Below are 20,678 nucleotides of genomic sequence, written 5' to 3' on the forward strand. Positions count from 1 at the left end.
GCAAGGAGCTGGCATGCTTTACACCAATGCGCTGAAACAATTGGATATGCAGGATATTTCGATCGTCTTGCTGTTGATCGAAAATCGCAGCGCCAAGCGTGTGGCAGAAATGTTGAATCTCAGCCAATCAAGCATCAGTTACAGCCTGAAAAAACTCCGCCACTGTTTCGACGACAAACTCTTCGAGAACACCGACGGCGCCATGCAACCCACGGCACGGGTGCTGGCGATCAAGCCCTATCTGCAAAACATCCTGCAGTGCATCAATCAGTGCGCCAAGGAAGGAGCAGGGCAGGGCACCGCGCTGCGTCAGTGGAATATCACTGCCCCGGAATATTTTGAAATTCTCATGTTGCCTGCAGTGTTGCAGCAGGTGCGTTCAACCGGGCGCAACTGGGCGTTGAGTGTGAGCCGCCTGGGCCAGGATTTGCCCATCAGTGAGTTATTGGCTTCTGACACCGACGTTTGCTTTGGCTTCGGCCCGGGCTATCACCAACGGCATCCGTTGCTGGGCTATCGCAGCCTTACTGAAGATTCTTTTGTGTGCCTGTCCAGCGTGGCAAAACATCAGGCTAAATCTTTTTTGGATATTGATGAGTTTTGTGACGCGCCGCACATATTTCCAACGCCGTGGCTGTCGGAAAAAAACATGGTGGATGGCTGGCTGGAAAAACAGTCGCGGCGTAGAAGTATTTTTACCCGGGCCAACTCCTATCACGCCGGGGTCAATGTTTTATTGGCGGTGCCGGCACTGATCGTGATCCCGAAAAAAATAGTGGCGACGTTGAATGTGCCGCCAAACATTAAAGTTCTCCAACCGCCGCCCGGTTTTCCGACTTTCACTCTGGACATGATCTGGAGCCGTGAACGAACCATCCACAGCGACTTTCATGAGCTGGAAGGGTTGATCGAAAAAATAAAAAAATAAATTTCAGGTGCGCAAAATCGCCTGCGGGTGCTGGTGTGCGCTATACATTCCCACTGCTTATCCCGCAGGGTAGGGCACGGCCATGAACTGAAAAGGAATTTTCGATGATCAAGCAATTTATCAAACCCGCCCGCACCGGTGCGGTTTTTCTAGTGACTTGCCTGGCGGCTTCCATCGCCTGTGCCAGCGATAAAACCAGTTACCCGGACGCCGCTGCCAGCGACCCGGCGAAGCTGGGCTGGATGGTCGGTGCACCGCCCCCGCCGGATCGCATCGTGCGCTTTGCCGACGGCAGTTATTTCCAGTTTCCCGCCATGCGCTGGAGTGTTTCCAACTTCCGTCAATTGATGCCTACCACCAATGTCTCCCGTGGCCTGGGTGCGCCCGTGCTGCTGGCCAGAGCCTTGCGCACGGATATCGACGCCTTGACCTTCGTGCCACTGGGCAGCAAGGAGCCGATGACCTGGGAACAGTCGCTGGCGGCGAACTACACCGACGGCATTGTGGTGCTGCACCGCGGCAAAATTGTTTATGAGCGTTACTTTGGTGTGCTGACCCCCGAAGGCCAGCACGGCGCCATGTCGATGACCAAGTCCGTGGTGGGTACTATGGGCGCGATGCTGGTGGCTGATGGCACGTTGGATGCCAATAAAAAAATTGCTGAGTATGTCCCCGAGCTGGCCAAGTCGGCCTTTGGCAACGCCACCCTGCGCCAGGTGCTGGACATGACCACGGGGCTTAAATACAGCGAAGATTATGCCGACCCCAATGCTGAAGTCTGGAAGCATGCACAGGCCGGTAACCCGCTACCCAAACCCAAGGACTACACCGGCCCGCAAAGCTATATGGAATATTTGCAGACGGTCGAGCCGGAGGGGGAGCACGGCGAGGCCTTCGCTTATAAAACCGTGAACACCGATGTGCTGGGCTGGGTCATTGCACGAGTGACAGGGCGTAACGTTGCGCAATTGCTCTCGGAAAAAATCTGGCAGCGCATTGGCGCTGAACAATCGGCCTATTTCACCGTGGATTCAATCGGTACCCCGTTTGCGGGGGGTGGTTTGAATACAGGGCTACGGGACATGGCCCGCTTTGGAGAAATGATCCGTAACAATGGTCAGTATCTCGGCAAGCAAATCGTACCCAAGGCGGTTGTCGATGACATTCGTGGTGGCGGCGATAAAGCGGCCTTTGCCAAAGCCGGTTATGACTTGCTTAAGGGCGCCAGCTATCGCGACATGTGGTGGGTGACGCACAACGCGGATGGTGCCTTTATGGCGCGCGGTGTTTACGGTCAGCGCACCTACATTGACCCGAAAGCCGAAATGGTTATTGTGCGTTATGCCTCCAACCCGGTTGCCAGCAACTCGGCTAACGATCCGGTGACTATTCCTGCATTTGAAGCCCTGGCCAAACAGTTGATGACTCACCCGGACTGATAGCGCCAAAAAACGCTGGGAGTCGTGCTTGACCGGCTCCCATAGCGGCGTTTCGCCGTTTTTAAACCAAGATGAAGAATCCGTAAGCTCGACAAAAGTTTCATCATTTCTGCGATATCGTAACTAGATATTTCATAAGTGAGTGTTTCCATGCGTGTCGATTTAGAGGCAGAGGAGGGCCGGCTCGAGTCTTTGCCTCGTTTCCAAAGCGCCAGCGCACAGGCTCGTCAGCTCTATCTACTGGGGGTAGTGCTGGCAGTCCTGGCGTTGCTGGCGTGGGTGCTGGCATTTTTTATAGGTCTGTTTTCATCGGAATCGCTGTGGCCGGTGCTGCTGGGCAATAACGCAGCAGCCATGCTGGTGCTGGCCGCAGGCGTTCAATCGGCTTACTGGGTGGCGGATTGGCGCAATGACGCACTCAACCCCGCACCACAGGTGGCTGAGGTCGCGCCCGACGAACAGTTGCGTGGCATTGAACGTTTTAACCAGCGGATTGATGCCGGGGCAAAACAGGTGCTGGCCACCATCGGCGCGCCCGTTTTGTGGCTGGCAGGCGTGAGCGGTGTCGCCTGGTGGAGCGTCCAGCACACCTGGAACCTGGCTTTACCCGGTTTGGCTCTGGGAACCTGGGGCAGTGTCGCGGCTGGCATTGCGGTGCTGTGCGCGTTTGCACTGTTAGTGTTCGAACGTTTCCTGGCGCAGCAACACCCTGGCCAATGGCCGGAGGCGCGTTTGCTGGCACCGTTGGTTCGCGTGCCCATCCTCACTTTGCTCCTGAGCGCCGTGTGCCTGATTTTCAGCAGCGACGATGCGGTGTGGCCTGCCCGCCTCGCGGTGCTGACCGGGTTGCTACCTGCTGCCGTGGCTATTGAGCTGATTCTGAGGGCGCTGGCTGCACTGTTCATCCCGCGCCGCGACAAACTAGAACCGCGCATGATCGGGCAAAGCTTTGTCGCTGGTATGTTGCGTTGGCCGCCTCAGCCATTGCTGACGCTGCAGAGCGAATTGCATAACCGGTTCGGCATCGACCTGCGCCAAATCTGGGCTTTTACCTTTATGCGCAAAGCGTTTTTCCCGGTGCTGGCGGTGGTTGCTGCTGTCGGCTGGGTGCTGAGCGGTGTGAGTGAAATCCCGCTGCAAGGTCGAGGGATTTATGAGCGCTTTGGTGAGCCGGTTGAAGTGTTGGGCCCGGGTTTGCACGTGGGCCTGCCATGGCCTTTTGGGCGAGTCCTGGCGGTGGAAAACGGTGTGGTACATGAGTTGGCCACTAGCACGGAATCGACTGTCGATCCGCTACTCACGCCTGCCGATGGTTTACCACCGCTTACCGCCAATCGCCTGTGGGATGCCACCCATGTGAATGACAAGTCCCAGGTGATTGCCAGCGACAGTGGCGACAAACAGGGCTTTCAGATCGTCAATATGGACGTGCGTTTTGTCTATCGCATTGGCCTGAGCGACCACGCCGCCATTGCCGCCACTTATCACAGTGCTGATGTACCGACGCTGATTCGCACTACCGCCAGCCGCATTCTGGTACACGACTTTGCCTCTCGGACGCTTGATGGTGTGCTCGGTGAGCAGCGCAGTGCGCTGGCCGATGATATAGGCCACGCCGTGCAGGCTGATCTGGATGGCCTGGACAGCGGGGTGGAAATTCTTGCCACCGTGGTTGAAGCCATCCACCCACCTGCCGGGGCCGCCAATGCCTATCACGGTGTGCAGGCAGCACAGATCAGCGCGCAGGCCCTGATTGCCCGCGAACGGGGCGCGGCCAGTGAACAAGCCAATGTGGCGCAATTGCAGGCCAGCGTCGCCCTGGATCAAGCCCATGCGCTGGCGCGTGAAATAAATGCCACCGCACTGACAGCTGATCTGCGCTTTGGCGCCGAGCAAAAAGCCTACGCCAGTGCCGGTCATGCGTTCCTTTTGGAACAGTACCTGAGCCAGTTAAGCCAGGGGCTGAACAATGCCCGATTGCTGATCCTCGACCATCGCCTTGGGGGCAGCAGTGCGCCGACCCTCGACCTGCGTTCTTTCACACTGCCGGCCGATCCTGTCGCGCCGCGTAAAGCTGCTCAGTAAGGAGTCTTCTCTTGTCTCAATCCCACGATCACAGCAGCCATCATCATGGCTGTTCCCACCACGGCCATCACCATCATGACGATACCCTTGAGCCAAGCCCCTTCCCGTGGCGACGCATGGGCTGGGCGGCATTGCTGGTGCTGTTTGCCATCGCCGCGGCGAGCCTGGTGCAAGTACGTTCCGGCGAAGCCACGGTAATTACCCGCTTTGGCAACCCGGCCCGGGTGCTGCTGGAGCCCGGTCTGGGCTGGCGCTGGCCGGCGCCATTTGAAGTCAGCGTGCCGGTGGATCTGCGTTTGCGCACCACCTCCAGCGGCCTGCAGGACGTGGGCACTCGCGATGGTCTGCGGATTATTGTGCAGGCCTATGTGGCCTGGCAGGTGCAGCCCGATGCCGAGAATGTGCAGCGCTTTATGCGCGCCGTACAAAATCAGCCTGACGAAGCGGCGCGGCAGATCCGTACATTTGTGGGGTCGGCACTGGAAACGACGGCTGCCAGTTTTGATCTTTCAAGCCTGGTGAACACCGATGCCAGCCAGGTCAAAATTGCCGACTTTGAAGCGCAATTGCGTCAGCAGATCGAACAGCAATTGCTCAACACCTATGGTGTGCGTGTGCTGCAAGTGGGCGTGGAGCGCCTGACTTTGCCATCGGTCACGCTCACGGCGACGGTTGACCGCATGCGTGCCGAGCGCGAAACCATCGCCACGGAGCGCACCGCCGCAGGCAAGCGCGAAGCGGCGCAAATCCGCTCCGCTGCCGAACGCGATGCGCGCATCCTGCAGGCCGATGCGAGCATCAAGGCCGCGGATATCGAAGCGCAGTCGCGGGTAGAAGCCGCGCAGATTTATGGTCGTGCCTATGCCAGTTCGCCCGCGCTGTACAACGAACTGCGCGCGCTCGATACGCTGGGAACAATGGTTAATCCCGGCACAAAAATTATTTTGCGCACCGATGCCGCACCCTTCCGGGTACTGGTCGATGGCCCGCCGAAGCTGGATGCCAAGGCTGGATCGCAGCCATGAGCCAGGCACCTGATGAAATCAAAGGTGTCAGCAGCCCATGGCAACAGGCGGGGCGACTGGCATTTTTGGGCCTGTACGCGGTGACTGTATTCGCGGCGGTTGCCTGGGGGTTTTCCAATGTGCGTCAGATCGATCCGCAAAATCGTGCCGTGGTATTGCGCATGGGCGCGTTGGACCGTATCCAGAATGCCGGCTTGTTGTGGGCGTGGCCAAAGCCTTTCGAGCAAGTGGTGATCGTCCCCGCAGCAGACCGCGTGAGTGAACGCCGGATTGAAAATCTGCTGCGCTCGGATGTGGCGTTGCAGGCCGATCGAAAAGCTTCGTTCGCCACGCCGGTCAGCGATGCGCTGGCCGGTTCCGGGTATTTGCTGACCGGTGATGCTGGCGTGGTGCAACTGGATGTACGGGTGTTTTACAACGTCACCGAGCCCTATGCGTTTGTGCTGCAAGGTGAGCATGTACTGCCTGCGCTGGACCGGTTGGTGACACGTAGCGCCGTTGCGCTGAGCGCCGCCCGCGATCTGGACACGATTCTGGTGGCGCGCCCGGAACTGATCGGCAGCGACAGCCAGGCAGCTGAACGCCGTGAGCGCCTGCGCGGTGATCTGGTGCAAGGCATCAACCAACAACTCGCATCCCTGAGTGCCACCGGGCAGGGTATTGGTTTGCAAGTGGTACGGGTGGATGTGCAATCGAGTTTGCCGGGCCCTGCGGTGAATGCCTTCAATGCGGTACTGACGGCCAGCCAGCATGCGGAGCAAGCGGTGGCTGCAGCGCGCAATGAAGCGGCCAAAGTCACCCAATCGGCCACCCAGCAGGCTGATCGCAGTGTCGAGCAGGCCCAGGCCCAGGCCAGCGAGCGTCTGGCCAAGGCTCAGGCAGATACGTCTACCATCATCAACCTGGCCAAGGTACAGCAGGCCGGCAATGACTCTGGCTTGATGTTGCGCCTGTACCGCGAACGCATGCCCAGGATTCTGGGGCAGGCCGGTTCTGTCACCAGCGTCGATCCCAACGATGATTCCCGCCTGATTATTCAGGGAGCCGAACAATGAATGCGTCTGCCACTCAACCCGCCGTGAGCCTGTTGACGGGTCCCGAACAACGTCGCGCAGCGCGCCAACTGACACTGGCCATGCTGGCGCTGGGCTTGTTGGGTTTAGGGCTGGTATGGCGCTGGCTGATGCCCGCGCAAATCGGCGTCAGTCAGTTGCTGCTGGGTTTTGCTTCAATATTGGTGGCCGTGCCGGTCATGCGTTCGGCCTGGTACAGCCTGCGCTACCCGAGCTTGCACGGGATCACCGACCAGTTAATTGCCTTGGCCATGCTCGGCGCCTGGGCCACCGGCGATTTGCTGACGGCGGCTTTGCTGCCGATCATCATGATTTTTGGCCATGTGCTGGAAGAGCGCAGTGTGATTGGCTCCCAGGAAGCGATCCATGCCCTGGGCAAACTGACCCGCAGCCAGGCGCGTTTATTTCAGGCTGACGGCAGTTTGCTGGAAGTCGACAACGCCACCCTTAAAAGCGGCGATCAGGTAGAGGTGCGCGCTGGAGATCGGGTGCCCGCCGATGGTCTGGTACTGGCAGGGCAGGCCAGCCTGGATACGGCCTCTATTACCGGTGAGTCAGTGCCGCTGGAAGTCGGTAGCGGCATGCCGGTCTTTGGTGGGGCCATCAACCTCGATGGTTTACTGCGGGTACAGGTTACCCGCACCGGTGAAGAATCGACATTAGGTAAAGTCATCGCCCTGATGCAAAGCGCCGAGCGCGCCAAGCCGCCGATCACCCGTTTGCTTGAACGCTATGCTGGCAGTTATATGGTGTTGGTGTTGATGATTGCAGCAGTGACCTGGTTTATCACCAACGATGCCCAGGCCATGCTGGCAGTGCTCGTGGCTGCGTGCCCTTGTGCGCTGGTGTTGTCGGCACCGGCGACGGCGATTGCCGGGATTGCCGTGGCGGCGCGCCACGGGATCTTGATCCGTAGTTCGGCGTTTCTGGAAGAGCTGGCAGACCTCAGCTCATTGGTTGTGGATAAAACCGGCACCCTGACCTACGGCACTTTGCGCCTGCAAGCGATCGAAACCGATGTGCTGCACGAGCAACCGCTGCTGCAACTGGCCGCCAGTTTGGGCGCCGCCAGCAGCCACCCGGTGAGCCGGGCGCTGGCCGGGTTGGTGAGCCACGAGCAGATGCTCACCCTCAATGATGTGCGCGAGCGACAAGGGTTGGGCATTGTGGCCAGCACCGGGCAGGGTGAAGCAGCGTTGGGCCGTCCTGAATTGTTCAGTCAATTGAACATCACCACCAGTGCCGTGCCTGACCACGATGGCCCCATTGCCGGGCTTTCCCTCAATGGCAATTTCCTGGGCTGGATGTTGCTGGCAGATAGCGTAAAACCCGAAGCCCGACAGGCGTTAAGTGAATTACGTGAACTGGGGCTTGGGCGCCAGGTGCTGCTGACCGGCGACCGCCAGAGCGTGGCCGAGCATTTGGCGCACACTGTGGGCATCAACGAAGTTCAGGCGCAGGCACTGCCCGAAGACAAGCTCGAACGTGTGCTGAGTGAAATCGGCAACGGCTTTCGGCCTATGGTGGTGGGCGATGGTATCAACGATTCGCTGGCGCTCAAGGCCGGTGTGGTGGGGGTTGCCATGGGCGCCGGTGGCGCGGATATCGCGCTGGCGTCATCGGATATCGTGTTGATCGGCAGCGATTTGCGTCGGCTGGGCACCTGCGTGCGCCTGAGCCGTGAGTGCCGGCATACTTTGCAGGTCAATGTGATCATCGGCCTGGGCTGGACCCTGGCGATTGTCGCGGCGGCGGCGTTTGGCTGGCTGGGGGCCGCCGGCGCGATGATCGCCGCGGTGTTGCATAACCTCAGCACATTGCTGGTGCTGGGCAATGCCGGGCGTTTGCTGCGGTTTCATGAACCCCTGCAGCCGTTGAAGTTGGCTTGAAAGTGATTCGGATAAACGGTCGCGCCCGCTCTAGCGTCGACCTCCTGTCCGCGAAGCTGACAGTTTTCGTTATTCGTCTAACCTATAGTTTTGATATCTGAAATGAAGGAGGATTACAGATGCTCGCGCAACTTCCACCGGCCTTACAGAAACTTCAACTTCCATTACGCCTGAGGCTGTGGGACGGGCACGAGTTCAATTTCGGCCCGACGCCCAGCGTCACGATCGTGGTCAAGGACCCGACCCTGGTGGCTCAATTTACCCACCCCAGCCTCGACTTGCTGGGCAGTGCCTTCGTTGAGGGTCGGCTTGAACTGGAAGGCTCTATCAGCGAAGCGATTCGGGTATGCGATGAGTTGAGCCAGGCGCTGGTAGATGATGATGACTACGCCCCGCCACCCCGGGTTTATCACGACAAGGCGACTGACGCCGAGTCCATCTCTTATCACTACGACCTGTCCAATGACTTCTACCAGCTGTGGCTTGATCGCGACATGGCGTATTCCTGTGGTTATTTTGAAACCGGGGAAGAGAGTCTGGACGAAGCCCAGCAAGCCAAGTTTCGTCTGTTATGCCGCAAGCTGCGACTCAAGCCCGGCGAATACTTGCTGGATGTTGGCTGCGGTTGGGGCGGGCTGGCGCGGTTTGCCGCACGCGAATATGGGGTCAAGGTATTCGGGATTACCCTCAGCAAGGAACAACTCAAACTTGCCCGTGAGCGCGTCAACGCTGAAGGTCTGCAAGACAAGGTTGATCTGCAACTGCTCGATTATCGCGATCTGCCGCAGGATGGCCGGTTCGACAAAATCGTCAGCGTCGGGATGTTTGAACACGTCGGGCACGCCAACCTGCGCGAATACTGCGAAATTCTCTCCAGAGCGGTGCGCGAAGGCGGGTTGGTGATGAACCACGGGATCACTTCCAAGCACACCGATGGCCGCCAGGTTGGTCGGGGTGCAGGGGATTTTATCGATCGTTATGTGTTCCCCAATGGCGAGTTGCCGCATCTGTCGATGATGACTGCCGAAATCAGCGAGGCCGGGTTGGAAGTGGTCGATGTTGAAAGTTTGCGCCTGCACTACGCGCGTACGCTGGAGCATTGGAGCCAGCGCCTGGAGCAAAAACTGGATGCTGCCGCCAAGCAGGTACCGGAGCAGGCCCTGCGGATCTGGCGTTTGTATCTGGCCGGTTGTGCCTACGCCTTTGCCCATGGCTGGATCAACATCGACCAGATTCTGGCGACCAAACCCCATGCCGATGGCTCGTTGGAGTTACCACCGACCAGGGCGGATATTTACCGCTGAGCGTGGGTTTCCCAGGTGATGGGTTGCGGGTCTTGTATCAGGTTTCTGTCCAGGACGAAGCGCCCATTCTGGAGCCCGATATTTTGATCAACCTTGGCCAGGGCTTTTTGCTCAAACGTCAGTGAGCTTTTGTTGAAAACAAGGTCGTGGCGGGCAACATTGCCGCCCCAGTCCGGTGAGGGGAGGGAGATATAACTGATGCGGTATTGGTCGTCAGTAAAATCTCCCTCCACTACATACACGCCGTAATGGTTCTCTCCCGGGGAGATGATTTTGTAGAGGCCATTGTCGTAGTAGTACAGCACTGCTTCTTCAAAGGGCTTTTCGCTATACATCTTCTTGTAGTGCAGCCGGTGGATAAACGTTGGCTGGCCCACTTCTACGTTGATAAGCGGCGGGGTGTGAGGGGTGTCTTTGGTCTGAGCTGAAGCAAGCGTGCTGATAGTGAAGAGCACACCCATTAACGAGAATCTCATTATTTTTATTCCTTAAACTGAACGGCCCGGGTTATTCCGGGCCATTCAGTTTATGGAATCCTGCTTGACGCTTTTGCCTGCCCTGAGTAATTCAGATCCGTCCTACACAGCTATAAAACCGGTGAAACCAGTCTGGCTATTCGCATGCCCAGTTGCTGCAAACGGTGTGTGGCTTTGATATCGGCATCAGTGATTTCACGGGCCAGTGCGAAGTCATCAAGCAGCATATGCTCGACTTGCCTGGCGAAGTCTTGGTCGACGGTCAGCAGCATGACTTCAAAGTTGAGACGGAACGAGCGGTTGTCCATATTGGCGCTGCCAATGGCGCTGATCTCGTCATCGACCAGTACTACTTTTTGATGCACAAAACCGGGCTGGTAACGGAAGATCCGTACGCCTGCGCGTACTGCCTCGAAGGCATACAGGCTGGATGCGGCGTACACGACTTTGTGGTCCGGGCGTGAAGGTATCAGGATGCGTACATCCACGCCGCGCAGCACGGCGAGCCTGAGCGCGGAAAACACCGCTTCGTCAGGTACAAAGTAAGGGCTGGTAATCCACACCCGTTGATTGGCGGCATGGATAGCTTCAACGAAAAACAGCGAACAGGTTTCGTATGGATCTGCCGGGCCGCTGGCCAGGAACTGGCAGAGCACGCCACCGTCCGGGTAGCTTTGTGGCAGGATCAGGGGCGGCAGTTTGCGTGCGGCCCAGAACCAGTCCTCGGCAAACGACTCCTGCAGGCAGGCCACAACAGGGCCGGTGACTTCCACATGGGTATCGCGCCACGGCGACAGCGGGGGCTTGGCACCCAGATACTCATCGCCAACGTTATGGCCGCCGACAAAACCGCGCACGCCATCCACGACCACCACTTTGCGATGGTTACGGAAGTTGACCTGGAAACGACTGATCCAGCCGCCACGAGTGGCAAACGCATAAGTTTGCACGCCACCTGCGCGCAGGGTCTCGGCATAAACTTTTGGCAAGGCATGGCTGCCAATACTGTCATACAGCAGATGCACCGCGACCCCTTGCGCGGCTTTTTCGAGCAGCAGTGCATGCAGTTTCATGCCCAGGTCATCGTCGTGGATGATAAAAAACTGCACCAGCACCACTTCTCTGGCTGAGCGAATGGCATCGAAAATGGCGTCAAATGTCGCCGTGCCATTGATCAACAGGCGCACGCTGTTGTTGGCCAGGCATGGCATGCGACCCAGTCTGGGCATTGCGCGCAGCGAGGCGTAGGCTTTTGAGCTGCGTGCGGCCAGTGCTTCTTCGACCCATGGGCGCCAGCTCAGATGGGTGATGGCTTCACGCATTTCCTGGTTGGCATCGCGACGGGCTCGAATGTAATCGTCAAAAGTACTACGGCCAAAGATCAGATACGGGATCAGGGTGAAGTAAGGAATAAAGAACAGCGACATAGCCCAGGCAATCGAGCCCTGCGCAGTCCTGACCGTCAGCACTGCATGCACGGCGGCAATCAGGCCTAAGCTGTGGATTAATAAAATCAGATAACCAAGTACGTGCGGGCCTAGATAATCCATGCGTATCCTTACTCCAAAATGTCTAATGCCAGTACTAACAGACCATGATCTGTTATGAATGTCCTATTTGTTTGCGGGCGCAACACTTGCCCTTTTTTGACGTCTAACGCTGACAATCGCGTAGGAGTTGCTTGATGAATGTTCGTCTGCTTGGGCTGTTCATGGCCTGTGGTTTGTCGATTCCTGTGGCTCAGGCCCAGATGCTGCAACCGGGGCTTTGGGAACTCAGCTCCAGCAATATGCAGGTAGATGGCCAACAGCTGCCTGAACTGCAGGTAATGTTAGGCCAATTACAGAATATGCTGACCCCGGAACAAAAAGCCCAACTGGAAAGCCAGGGGCTGACCATGGCGGGCAAAGGTGTGCGGGTGTGCCTGACGCCCGAGCAAGTGAAGTCAGACAATATTCCGCTGACTGACCCCAAGTCTGGGTGTAACCAGCAGATCACTGAGCGTAGTGGAAATCAGTGGAAGTTTCGCTTTAGTTGTCCAAAAGCCCAGGGCGCAGGTGTGGCAACGTTTGCCAGTGATCGAGAGTTCACCACCCAAGTAAATGGCACCTTCAATGCGACCGGGATACAGCAGAAGGGCAGCATGGATACCCGTGCTGTCTGGTTGGGAAAAAACTGTGGAACCGTCAAACCACGTACTTGATCAGAACTCGTTTTGCAGCGCTTTATAGCCGCGCACCAAATCCACATTGGTGCGCGCTACATCTTCTGAAAACTCCGATGCGCTAACACTCACTGGCGCAAATTGGCTCAGGTCCGTGTTTGGTCCGATTCGGGTCGTGGACGGCACATAGAAGTTATCCGGCAGGTCGCGGCCATCCACGACCGAGTTATGCCGCACCACACAGCCATCACCCAACTCGCAATTGAACAGCACACTGTTGAAACCGATAAATACCCTATCGCCAACACGGCATGGCCCGTGAACGATGGAACGATGTGCTATCGAAGTGTTTTCACCAATGATGACCGCCGCGCCGGACTTTGAGTGAATGACCACGCCGTCCTGAATATTTGAATTAGCGCCGATGCTGATCGGTTGCATGCCGCCGTCCTTGTCGACTTCATCGGCGCGGATCACGGCGTACGGTCCGACAAATACGTTTTCGCCGATCACTACTTTGCCGCAAATGATGGCCGTTCTGTCGACATAGGCGGACTCGGCGATTTGTGGCAAGTCGCCTGATGGATTTTTTCGGATCATGGTGTGCTCAATGCGTTGTGCAGGGTGGTGAGGTTGTATTCGAAAAGGCCAAGAAAAGTGCTGGCCGGACCTTCACTGGCCAGGGCATCGGAGTACAGCGTGCCACCAATCTGTGCGCCACTTTCATCGGCAATCTGCTGCAACAGACGCGAGTCTTTAATGTTCTCCATAAATACGGCCCTCACCTTGTCGGCCCGTATCTGACGAATCAGCGAAGCGACTTCAGCGGCCGAAGGTTCGCGCTCAGTGGACAAACCCTGTGGTGCCATAAAGTCGATGCCATAGGCCTGGCCCAGATAGCCGAAGGCATCATGGGAGGTCACGATACGGCGATTGCCGGCGGGCAGGTTGCCCAGCTCTGTTATGGCCTCGGCTTGCAGTCGATCCAGCTTTTTCAGATAAGCCGCAAGGTTGCGGTTGTAGTACGCCTCATCGGCCGGGTCGGCCTTGATCAGCGCTTGAGTGATGTTGTTCACATACAGTTTTGCGTTTGTCAGGTTGTGCCAGGCGTGAGGGTCGGGGATGGTTTCGCCGTCTTCCTCCATCGTGTGAGCAGCCACTCCTTTGCTGGCAGTCACGATAGCCCCCGGGGTTTCGGTACTGCTCACCAGGCGATCAAGCCAGGGCTCGAACCCCAGGCCATTTTTGATAATGATCTTGGCATTGAGCAGTGCCTTGGCATCGTCCGGGGTGGGCTCATAGGTATGTGCATCCTCATCAGGGCCGACCAGCGCGCTGACGTGCACATGTTGGCCGCCGATTGCCCGGGTCATGTCGCCGAGAATGCTGAAGCTGGCAACGACAGGTATTTTCGGTGTCTGAGCCGCGACGCCAAGGGACAAGCCCATCGCCACGCACATACTGAATATCATGGTTAGAGCACGCATCGTGTTGCACCTCATCGGGATGACAGCAAAGGCGGTCGGCGCAGCAAACCGTGTACCGGACCAAAAATGACAGACAACGCATAGCTGCAACCCGCTATCAGTACGATGGCCGGGCCGCTGGGCAGTGAGTAATAAAACGACAGTAAAAGGCCCAGCCAAACCGAAACGCAGCCAATCGCAGCCGAGATCAGGATCAGCACAGGCAGTCGACGGCTCCAGAAGCGCGAGGCAATAGCCGGCAACATCATCAGGCCAACCACCATCAGTGCGCCGATAGCCTGAAAGCCGATCACCAGATTCAACACCACCAATGTCAGGAATAGCCCGTGAGCCAATGGCCCCAGCCGACTGACACTGCGAAGGAATAGAGGATCCAGGGTGTCGAGCAACAATGGGCGGTAGATGGCTGCCATCAGCAGCATGCTGAAGCCGGTTACCCAGAGCATGCCTGTGAGCGTCTGGCTGTCGACGGCCAAGGCTGAACCAAACAACAGATGGAGCAGATCAAGACGTTTACCGGCGATGCCAAGGATCAATATGCCGCTGGCCAATGAGATCGGGTAAATCGCCGCGAGGCTGGCATCTTCACGCAAGCCGGTGCGCCGAGTGATCCAGGCTGACACTCCGGCCATGCTCAAACCCGCCCCCAACCCCCCCAATGTCAAAGCAGGCAGGCTCAGCCCGGCAAACCAAAACCCCAGCGCAGCTCCGGGGAGAATGCCGTGTGCGACTGCATCACCAATCAAACTCATGCGCCGCAAGATCAAAAAAACGCCCAGGGGTGCCGTGCTACATGCCAGTACCAGACCGCCAAATAAGGCACGGCGCATAAAGACAAATTCCTGGAACGGTTGCCATAACTGGCTGACGATAACCATCAGGCGACCTGCGGCGGGTTGATCAGTTGCTCGGTCGGCGCCAGTAAGTTGCCGCTGCTTTTAATCAATAATGTTTGGGGGATATGTTTGCGAACGGCGTTAAGGTCATGGCACACAACCAGCAACGTTCGGCCTTCGGTTTGCCATCTCTGGATATGTTGCCAGAGCAGTTCTTGCCCCAGTTCATCGAGAGCTGCATGGGGTTCATCCAGTAGCAACACCGAGGCATCGGCAAGGCATAAGCGGGCCAGAAGCGAGCGTTGCAATTCGCCGCCCGACAGGGCCATAAGCGGTCGGTGTTCCAGGCCGTCTAAATGCCAGTCTGCCAAGACAGCGTTCAACCGGTCGTTTCGTTGTTGGGCCGTTTGCTTCTTGCCCCAAAATCCCGCAGCCACCAACTCTTGCAAACTGATGGGGAATTGCCGATCCATAAATTGTTGTTGAGGCATAAAGGCCACGTTGCCTTGGCGTGGAACATCCAGCACAACTTTTCCCGAGAGCGGCTTTTGCAGCCCCGCAATCACTTTGAGCAAACTGCTTTTGCCGCAACCATTGGCACCTATTACGGCTGTGAGGCTGCCTTTGACCAAGTTCATATTTAGTGCTGGGGTGAGGGGCTGACCTGGAACGCCCCAAGTCAGATGCTGACAACCGATCATCACGCCTCCCAATTCCAAAAGCTTTCGGCCACGGCGTCATGGCTGTGCAAACTTTCTGCGTGAACAACTTTAAGTTTGAACGCCTCCACGCCAGAAGTTTTCTGCAACACCGTGTTGAGCCTTCGGGCAGCGTCTTCGCAGAACATCAAGTTTTGACCGTTGGCCAGTGCGAAGGCTTGTTCGTCGGCGCGTTTTACCGCTGTTTGAACGGCAGTCCCTAATGCGCCTTCGGCGTTATTGATGATTGTTTCCAGAGGCAGTTGTGGGAACTGATGTCCCAAACGAATCGTTAGATGTGCAGTGCTTCGCTGGCTGTGTGGTGTGGCTACGATACCTTTTGAACTACCGAGCCAAGCAAGAACATCTGCGTGTTGCAGTGATGTGTTGGCGAAATCATCGATGAATTGTCGCTGTATTAATTGCCGTGCGAGCGCCGCTGAGCAGGGGCATGTGGAGGAGTAGCTCACGAGAATTTTTAGTTCCACGTGGAACATTCCGTTTTTCAAACTCGCTTCAATGCTTGTTGGATAGCTTTTCCAGCCTGCCAATGGGCTGACTAAGGCCGGGCGTTTGAGCAGTACATCGCTGTGAATTCGCACATAGGCTTTGTTCGATAAACCTTCGTGGCTGTCGAGAAAGCACTGCAATAGTTGCCTGAGCAGGGCCGGCGTAAGGTTTTCCGTTTCCAGCTGATCCAACGCCAGATACAGGCGAGACATGTGTATGCCCCGTGCAGTTGCGTCTACGAGATTGACGCCGGCATCTATTTTCGCGCTGAGGCGTTGGCCGTTGATTAATACCGGGGAAGCAATGCCGCACATACCGACCCATTCAAGCGCTATTGCTTGCTGGGATGACTGCGCGGCGATATCTGGCAAAGTCAGCGCATTCATAAAGTGAGATCCGTCGCAGAGTGTTTTGACATGTTATATTATAACTATAAAGTCGACGATGCTTTTTTGCTGGGGCATACACACAGCAATCTTGAGTACGGATGCTCCCTTATCTGCGGTACAGGCCATGCACAGACGTCAACTGCTCAACTGGCTGCTTGCCAGTTCCGTATTCACATTGCCGCTGGGAATTTCAGCTGCCCAAATTCAGCACGCCAGGCTATGGCGCACCGGGAATACCCTGCGTCTGGTTCTGGATCTGAGTGGGCCGGTGCAGTACAAAACCTTCTCATTAACGGCTCCCGATCGGCTGATTATTGATGTGAGTGGTGCCAGCCTGAAGGGGGATTTCAGTGAGTTGGTACTGGCCAATACGGGCCTGCGTTCGATTCGCTCCGGGCATTACGGCCAGGGTGATACGCGCATCGTGCTGGACCTGGATGAGCCGGTTCAGCTCAGCAGTTTTCTGCTGTCACCCCAGGGCGGGCAAGGTCACAGACTGGTGCTAGACCTGGCCAAAAGTGCGGTCCCCCAACTGAGTGTGGCAGCGGCAACGCCAAGCAACGCACACCCCAAACGCGACATTATTGTGGTGATTGACCCCGGGCACGGGGGTAAGGATCCGGGTGCGACGAGCGCCAAAGGCCATCGTGAAAAGGATGTTGTTTTGTCCATCGCCCAGCTGTTGGCCAGGCGGCTCAAGCGTGAAAAAGGCTTTGATGCACGGCTGGTGCGCAATGATGATTTCTTTGTCCCCCTGCGCAAGCGGGTAGAAGTCGCCCACAAGCACAATGCAGACCTTTTTATTTCGGTGCATGCAGACGCCGCGCCGCGCCTTACGGCGTCTGGAGCGTCGGTGTACGCGCTCTCGGAGGGTGGTGCCACATCGGCCACGGCGCGGTATATGGCACAGCGTGAAAATGGTGTGGATTTGCTCGGTGCCACCCGCCTTTTGAACCTCAAAGACAAAGATCCGATGCTCGCAGGTGTGATCCTCGATATGTCCATGAATGCCACCATCGCGGCCAGTTTGCAGTTGGGCAATACCATTCTGGGTAGCCTTTCGGGCATCACCTCACTGCATCAAAAACGCGTGGAACAGGCAGGTTTTGCCGTGCTCAAGTCGCCGGATATTCCGTCGATTCTGGTAGAGACGGGCTTTATGTCCAACCCCCGCGACAGCGAGCGCTTGATCACCGCGCGTCATCAACAGGCGGTAGCCGAGGGTTTATTTAACGGATTAATCGCTTATTTTCAGAAAAATCCGCCCGCCAGCAGCCATATGGCGTGGGTTAACGAACAGAAAAACAGTACGTTCGTCACTTCAGGGTTGTCTTAAATGTATTGTTATAATGTATCATTTGTTGATCCGGTATCGGATTGACTGCCAAGCGGGCGTTTTGACCTGCAGCCCTGATGAGGAAATATCCAGATGTCGAATCGTCTTCCTGTAACTGTTCTCTCAGGCTTTTTAGGTGCAGGTAAAAGCACGCTGCTCAATTATATTTTGCGCAACCGCGACAACTTGCGCGTGGCCGTGATCGTTAACGATATGAGCGAAATAAATATTGATGGCGGTGAAGTACAGCGCGATGTGACCTTGAACCGGGCTGAAGAAAAACTGGTCGAAATGAGCAACGGCTGCATCTGTTGCACCCTGCGTGAAGACTTGCTTGAAGAGGTCAGCGCACTGGCCAGGGAGGGTCGATTTGATTATTTATTGATCGAGTCGACCGGTATTTCAGAACCGCTGCCTGTGGCAGAAACTTTTACGTTTCGTGATGAATCAGGACAAAGCCTGGCCGATATTGCCCGCCTGGATACGATGGTTACAGTGGTCGACGGGCTGAATTTTCTTCAGGATTATCAAGCCGCAGAGAGCCTGGATTCACGGGGTGAAACCCTTGGAGAATCAGACGAACGGTCAATTACTGATTTATTGATCGAACAAGTTGAGTTCGCTGACGTCATTTTAATCAGCAAAATTGATTTAATAAGTTCCGACGAACGGCAAGAATTAATGGCCATTCTGCAACGCCTCAACGCTCAGGCCGAAATAATGCCTATGGTCATGGGTGAAATTGCGCTGCATAAAATTCTCGATACCGGCCGGTTTGACTTTGACCGTGCGGCGCAGGCACCGGGCTGGTTGCAAGAGTTACGCGGTGAGCATGTGCCCGAAACCGAAGAGTACGGCATCGCCTCCAGTGCCTATCGTGCGCGCCGGCCTTTTCATCCCGAACGTTTTTTCAATTTTATCGAGCGGCCCTGGACCAATGGCAAACTGCTGCGCTCCAAAGGTTTTTTCTGGCTGGCCAGTAAATTTCAGGAGGCGGGCAGTTGGTCTCAGGCTGGCGGTCTGATGCGCTATGGGTTTGCCGGTCGCTGGTGGCGCTTTGTGCCCCGCGACCAATGGCCGCAGGAGCCGCAAGCCAAGGCAGAAATATTGCAAAAATGGCTGCCGGATACAGGAGATTGCCGCCAGGAATTGGTGTTTATCGGTCAGCACATCGACTTCGCCCGGCTGACGGCTGAACTCGATGCCTGTTTGCTCAACGATGCTGAAATGGCCTTGGGCGAAGCGAGCTGGAAATTGCTGAGCGATCCTTTTGGCGACTGGTGTGAAGAGGTGGCTGCATGAAGAATGCATTTGCCTTTACCGCTCAGCCGTTGATCGATCAGGTTCGTGGGCAGACGCCTGAAATCATGACCCGAATTCTGGATGAAGACGTCAACCTGGCGATCTGGCAGCGTCAGTTACCTGTGCATATCGTCGATTTCGGGGCTTTATTGCTTTCGCTGGACGAGCCATTGGCTGACGCCATCGTGATAGATATGCCCAACGAAAAGGCTCACCCCATCCTGACAGGCCTGGCTGCCAGGTTTAATGATCTGGAAGGCTATGCAGGCTTTATTGCAGACGTTTCCTGGCTGGTGAGTGCCTACGCGTGCCTGTTGGGCGCAAAACGCATTGGGCTGCGTCTCAGGGCCCTGGATAAAGCCATGTGCCCCCGGTTTCATGTGGACCATGTACCTGTACGTCTTATTACCACTTATGCAGGGATTGGTAGCCAGTGGCTGCAGGAAGGCGTAATGGAGCGTCGTCAGTTAGGGCAGGTGCAGGCCGAACCCGCCCGTGCAGAGTTGATTCAGCAAATAAACGCCGGTGAAGTTGCCTTGCTCAAGGGGGAGAAGTGGCAGGGTAACGAGGGAGCGGGGTTGATCCATCGTTCGCCGGCACTGGCACCGGGCGAGCGCAGGCTGATTTTGACCCTCGATTGGCTGGCCTGAGGCATATTGCTTGCTTCAATCCGTACAGAAGCTGGCCTCATGTTGCAAAACATACCTACCCACGTGATTGCCGGGCCGCTTGGCGCCGGCAAAACCAGTCTGATTCAGCATCTGATGGCACACAAACCGCCACACGAACGCTGGGCGGTGCTGGTCAATGAGTTCGGTCAGATCGGCCTGGATGCGGCCCTGATGAGCCAGGGAAGCGATGACATTGCTATCACCGAAGTGGCGGGTGGCTGTGTGTGCTGCGTCAATGGCGCGCCTTTTCAGATCGGTTTGAGTCGCCTTTTGCGCAAGTCTATGCCCGATCGCCTGTTTATCGAGCCTTCCGGTTTAGGCCATCCCGCACAGATTCTAAAGCAGCTCGGTGAAGCGCCCTGGCTGGGGGTTTTGGTCCTCCAGCCGTGCGTCATGGTGCTCGATGCGCAAGCGATGGCTCAGGGCAAACCTTTGCCAAAAACCCAGCAAGAGGCCCTGAAAAGTGCCGGTTTACTGGTCATGAATAAATCTAATAGTGTCCCAAATGAGCAACGTGAGCAGATTGCATGCAGCCTGCCAAAGTGCCCTGTTTTATGGGTCGAGCATGGCCGCATCCCTTTTAATACGCTGCCTGTAGCCCATATGAATATCGCTCATGCTGTGGATAACTCATTGATTTATAAGGATTTTAATCATATTGGCAGTGTGTTTTCCGACCCACGTACGCCGTTGGTGATGACTCAGCATCAGCCCGAAGGATGGAGCGCAGGTTGGCGCTGGCACCCCTCTCGGCAATTTGACCTGGATCTGTTGCAACAGTGGCTCGAAAGCCTGGATTGGCAGCGTGCAAAGCTGGTTATTCATGGTTCGGCGGGCTGGTTTTCGAACAATTCTGTGGATAACTCGATCGCGCAATGGAGATCGAGTGAGTGGCGCAAGGATTCACGCCTCGAATTGATTTTTGCTCAGCCCCAGGATCTGGATTTGCTTTGCTCGGGGCTGGAAAGTTGTCTACTCAAGGAGGTTTTTTAGGTAGCAGGCCCGTGTTGCGAGGCACAAAACCCAGGGTTTTAGCGGGTTCTGTGCTGGTAAAATTGTCCTACAA

The 20,678-nt window shown here is 56.5% G+C and carries 19 protein-coding genes; 12 read left to right on the forward strand and 7 right to left on the reverse strand.

Annotated features, from left to right (window positions below):
- Positions 1-13 precede the first annotated feature (13 nt).
- From PPTH39_RS17005 to cfaB, 7 genes are all read left to right on the forward strand, one after another.
- The gene (locus tag PPTH39_RS17005) at positions 14-928 is read left to right on the forward strand and encodes a LysR substrate-binding domain-containing protein (protein ID WP_130872222.1); all 915 of its coding nucleotides are present in this window, start codon (positions 14-16) and stop codon (positions 926-928) included.
- Between the two features lie 104 nt (positions 929-1,032).
- Complete coding sequence (locus tag PPTH39_RS17010; protein ID WP_130872223.1) at positions 1,033-2,367, forward strand: serine hydrolase domain-containing protein; 1,335 nt, start codon at positions 1,033-1,035, stop codon at positions 2,365-2,367.
- A gap of 150 nt (positions 2,368-2,517) precedes the next feature.
- Positions 2,518-4,452 carry a protease modulator HflK gene (gene hflK, locus PPTH39_RS17015; RefSeq protein WP_094999567.1) on the forward strand — a complete coding sequence of 645 codons (1,935 nt, stop codon included), beginning with the start codon at positions 2,518-2,520 and terminating at the stop codon, positions 4,450-4,452.
- Positions 4,453-4,463: 11 nt separating this feature from the next.
- Positions 4,464-5,477 carry a protease modulator HflC gene (gene hflC / locus PPTH39_RS17020; protein ID WP_094999566.1) on the forward strand — a complete coding sequence of 338 codons (1,014 nt, stop codon included), beginning with the start codon at positions 4,464-4,466 and terminating at the stop codon, positions 5,475-5,477.
- Positions 5,474-6,532 (forward strand): protease modulator HflK, encoded by a 1,059-nt coding sequence (gene hflK, locus PPTH39_RS17025; RefSeq protein ID WP_095017932.1) that lies wholly within the window; start codon positions 5,474-5,476, stop codon positions 6,530-6,532. Before hflC ends, hflK (PPTH39_RS17025) begins: the two co-directional genes overlap by 4 nt.
- A complete protein-coding gene (locus PPTH39_RS17030) occupies positions 6,529-8,439 on the forward strand; it encodes a cation-translocating P-type ATPase (RefSeq protein ID WP_130872224.1) in 1,911 nt (636 codons plus the stop codon). The genes hflK (PPTH39_RS17025) and PPTH39_RS17030 overlap by 4 nt, the downstream gene beginning before the upstream one ends.
- A gap of 119 nt (positions 8,440-8,558) precedes the next feature.
- Positions 8,559-9,743 carry a C17 cyclopropane fatty acid synthase CfaB gene (gene cfaB, locus PPTH39_RS17035; protein ID WP_088378578.1) on the forward strand — a complete coding sequence of 395 codons (1,185 nt, stop codon included), beginning with the start codon at positions 8,559-8,561 and terminating at the stop codon, positions 9,741-9,743.
- Here cfaB and PPTH39_RS17040 read toward each other — a convergent pair.
- The gene (locus tag PPTH39_RS17040) at positions 9,734-10,219 is read right to left on the reverse strand and encodes a hypothetical protein (protein ID WP_095024799.1); all 486 of its coding nucleotides are present in this window, start codon (positions 10,217-10,219) and stop codon (positions 9,734-9,736) included. The two genes, cfaB and PPTH39_RS17040, sit on opposite strands and share 10 nt — an antisense overlap.
- A gap of 110 nt (positions 10,220-10,329) precedes the next feature.
- A complete protein-coding gene (gene cls / locus PPTH39_RS17045; RefSeq protein ID WP_095023139.1) occupies positions 10,330-11,769 on the reverse strand; it encodes a cardiolipin synthase in 1,440 nt (479 codons plus the stop codon).
- 134 nt (positions 11,770-11,903) lie between these two features.
- On the opposite strand from cls, the gene PPTH39_RS17050 reads away from it, so the two are divergent.
- Entirely contained in the window at positions 11,904-12,422 is a 519-nt protein-coding gene (locus PPTH39_RS17050; protein ID WP_130872225.1) for a DUF3617 domain-containing protein, read from the forward strand.
- Here the strand turns inward: PPTH39_RS17050 and PPTH39_RS17055 are convergent, their stop codons facing one another.
- The 5 genes from PPTH39_RS17055 to folE2 are packed head-to-tail and all read right to left on the reverse strand — an operon-like array spanning position 12,423 to position 16,300.
- Positions 12,423-12,983, reverse strand: coding sequence for a gamma carbonic anhydrase family protein (locus tag PPTH39_RS17055; RefSeq protein WP_095020592.1), 561 nt, complete (start codon positions 12,981-12,983; stop codon positions 12,423-12,425). It abuts the gene before it with no gap.
- Positions 12,980-13,870 carry a metal ABC transporter substrate-binding protein gene (locus PPTH39_RS17060; RefSeq protein WP_130872226.1) on the reverse strand — a complete coding sequence of 297 codons (891 nt, stop codon included), beginning with the start codon at positions 13,868-13,870 and terminating at the stop codon, positions 12,980-12,982. The genes PPTH39_RS17055 and PPTH39_RS17060 overlap by 4 nt, the downstream gene beginning before the upstream one ends.
- An 11-nt stretch (positions 13,871-13,881) precedes the next feature.
- Positions 13,882-14,748 (reverse strand): metal ABC transporter permease, encoded by an 867-nt coding sequence (locus PPTH39_RS17065; RefSeq protein ID WP_094999559.1) that lies wholly within the window; start codon positions 14,746-14,748, stop codon positions 13,882-13,884.
- The gene (locus PPTH39_RS17070) at positions 14,748-15,407 is read right to left on the reverse strand and encodes a metal ABC transporter ATP-binding protein (protein WP_095020590.1); all 660 of its coding nucleotides are present in this window, start codon (positions 15,405-15,407) and stop codon (positions 14,748-14,750) included. The genes PPTH39_RS17065 and PPTH39_RS17070 overlap by 1 nt, the downstream gene beginning before the upstream one ends.
- Complete coding sequence (gene folE2, locus PPTH39_RS17075) at positions 15,407-16,300, reverse strand: GTP cyclohydrolase FolE2 (RefSeq protein ID WP_130872227.1); 894 nt, start codon at positions 16,298-16,300, stop codon at positions 15,407-15,409. Before folE2 ends, PPTH39_RS17070 begins: the two co-directional genes overlap by 1 nt.
- Positions 16,301-16,427: 127 nt before the next feature.
- Here folE2 and PPTH39_RS17080 point away from each other — a divergent pair, with 127 nt between their 5' ends.
- The 4 genes from PPTH39_RS17080 to PPTH39_RS17095 all read left to right on the forward strand — a co-directional run bounded on the left by PPTH39_RS17080 (position 16,428) and on the right by PPTH39_RS17095 (position 20,605).
- Positions 16,428-17,639 carry an N-acetylmuramoyl-L-alanine amidase gene (locus PPTH39_RS17080; protein WP_130872228.1) on the forward strand — a complete coding sequence of 404 codons (1,212 nt, stop codon included), beginning with the start codon at positions 16,428-16,430 and terminating at the stop codon, positions 17,637-17,639.
- A gap of 93 nt (positions 17,640-17,732) precedes the next feature.
- Positions 17,733-18,941, forward strand: a complete 1,209-nt coding sequence (gene zigA / locus PPTH39_RS17085; protein WP_130872229.1) for a zinc metallochaperone GTPase ZigA — start codon at positions 17,733-17,735, stop codon at positions 18,939-18,941.
- Positions 18,938-19,591: a DUF1826 domain-containing protein gene (locus PPTH39_RS17090; protein ID WP_130872230.1), complete on the forward strand. Its 654-nt coding sequence runs from the start codon at positions 18,938-18,940 to the stop codon at positions 19,589-19,591. Before zigA ends, PPTH39_RS17090 begins: the two co-directional genes overlap by 4 nt.
- A 39-nt stretch (positions 19,592-19,630) precedes the next feature.
- Positions 19,631-20,605 (forward strand): CobW family GTP-binding protein, encoded by a 975-nt coding sequence (locus PPTH39_RS17095; protein ID WP_130872231.1) that lies wholly within the window; start codon positions 19,631-19,633, stop codon positions 20,603-20,605.
- Positions 20,606-20,678: the final 73 nt, after the last annotated feature.

The organism is Pseudomonas bubulae, assembly GCF_900618535.1.
Taxonomy (GTDB): Bacteria; Pseudomonadota; Gammaproteobacteria; order Pseudomonadales; family Pseudomonadaceae; genus Aquipseudomonas; species Aquipseudomonas bubulae.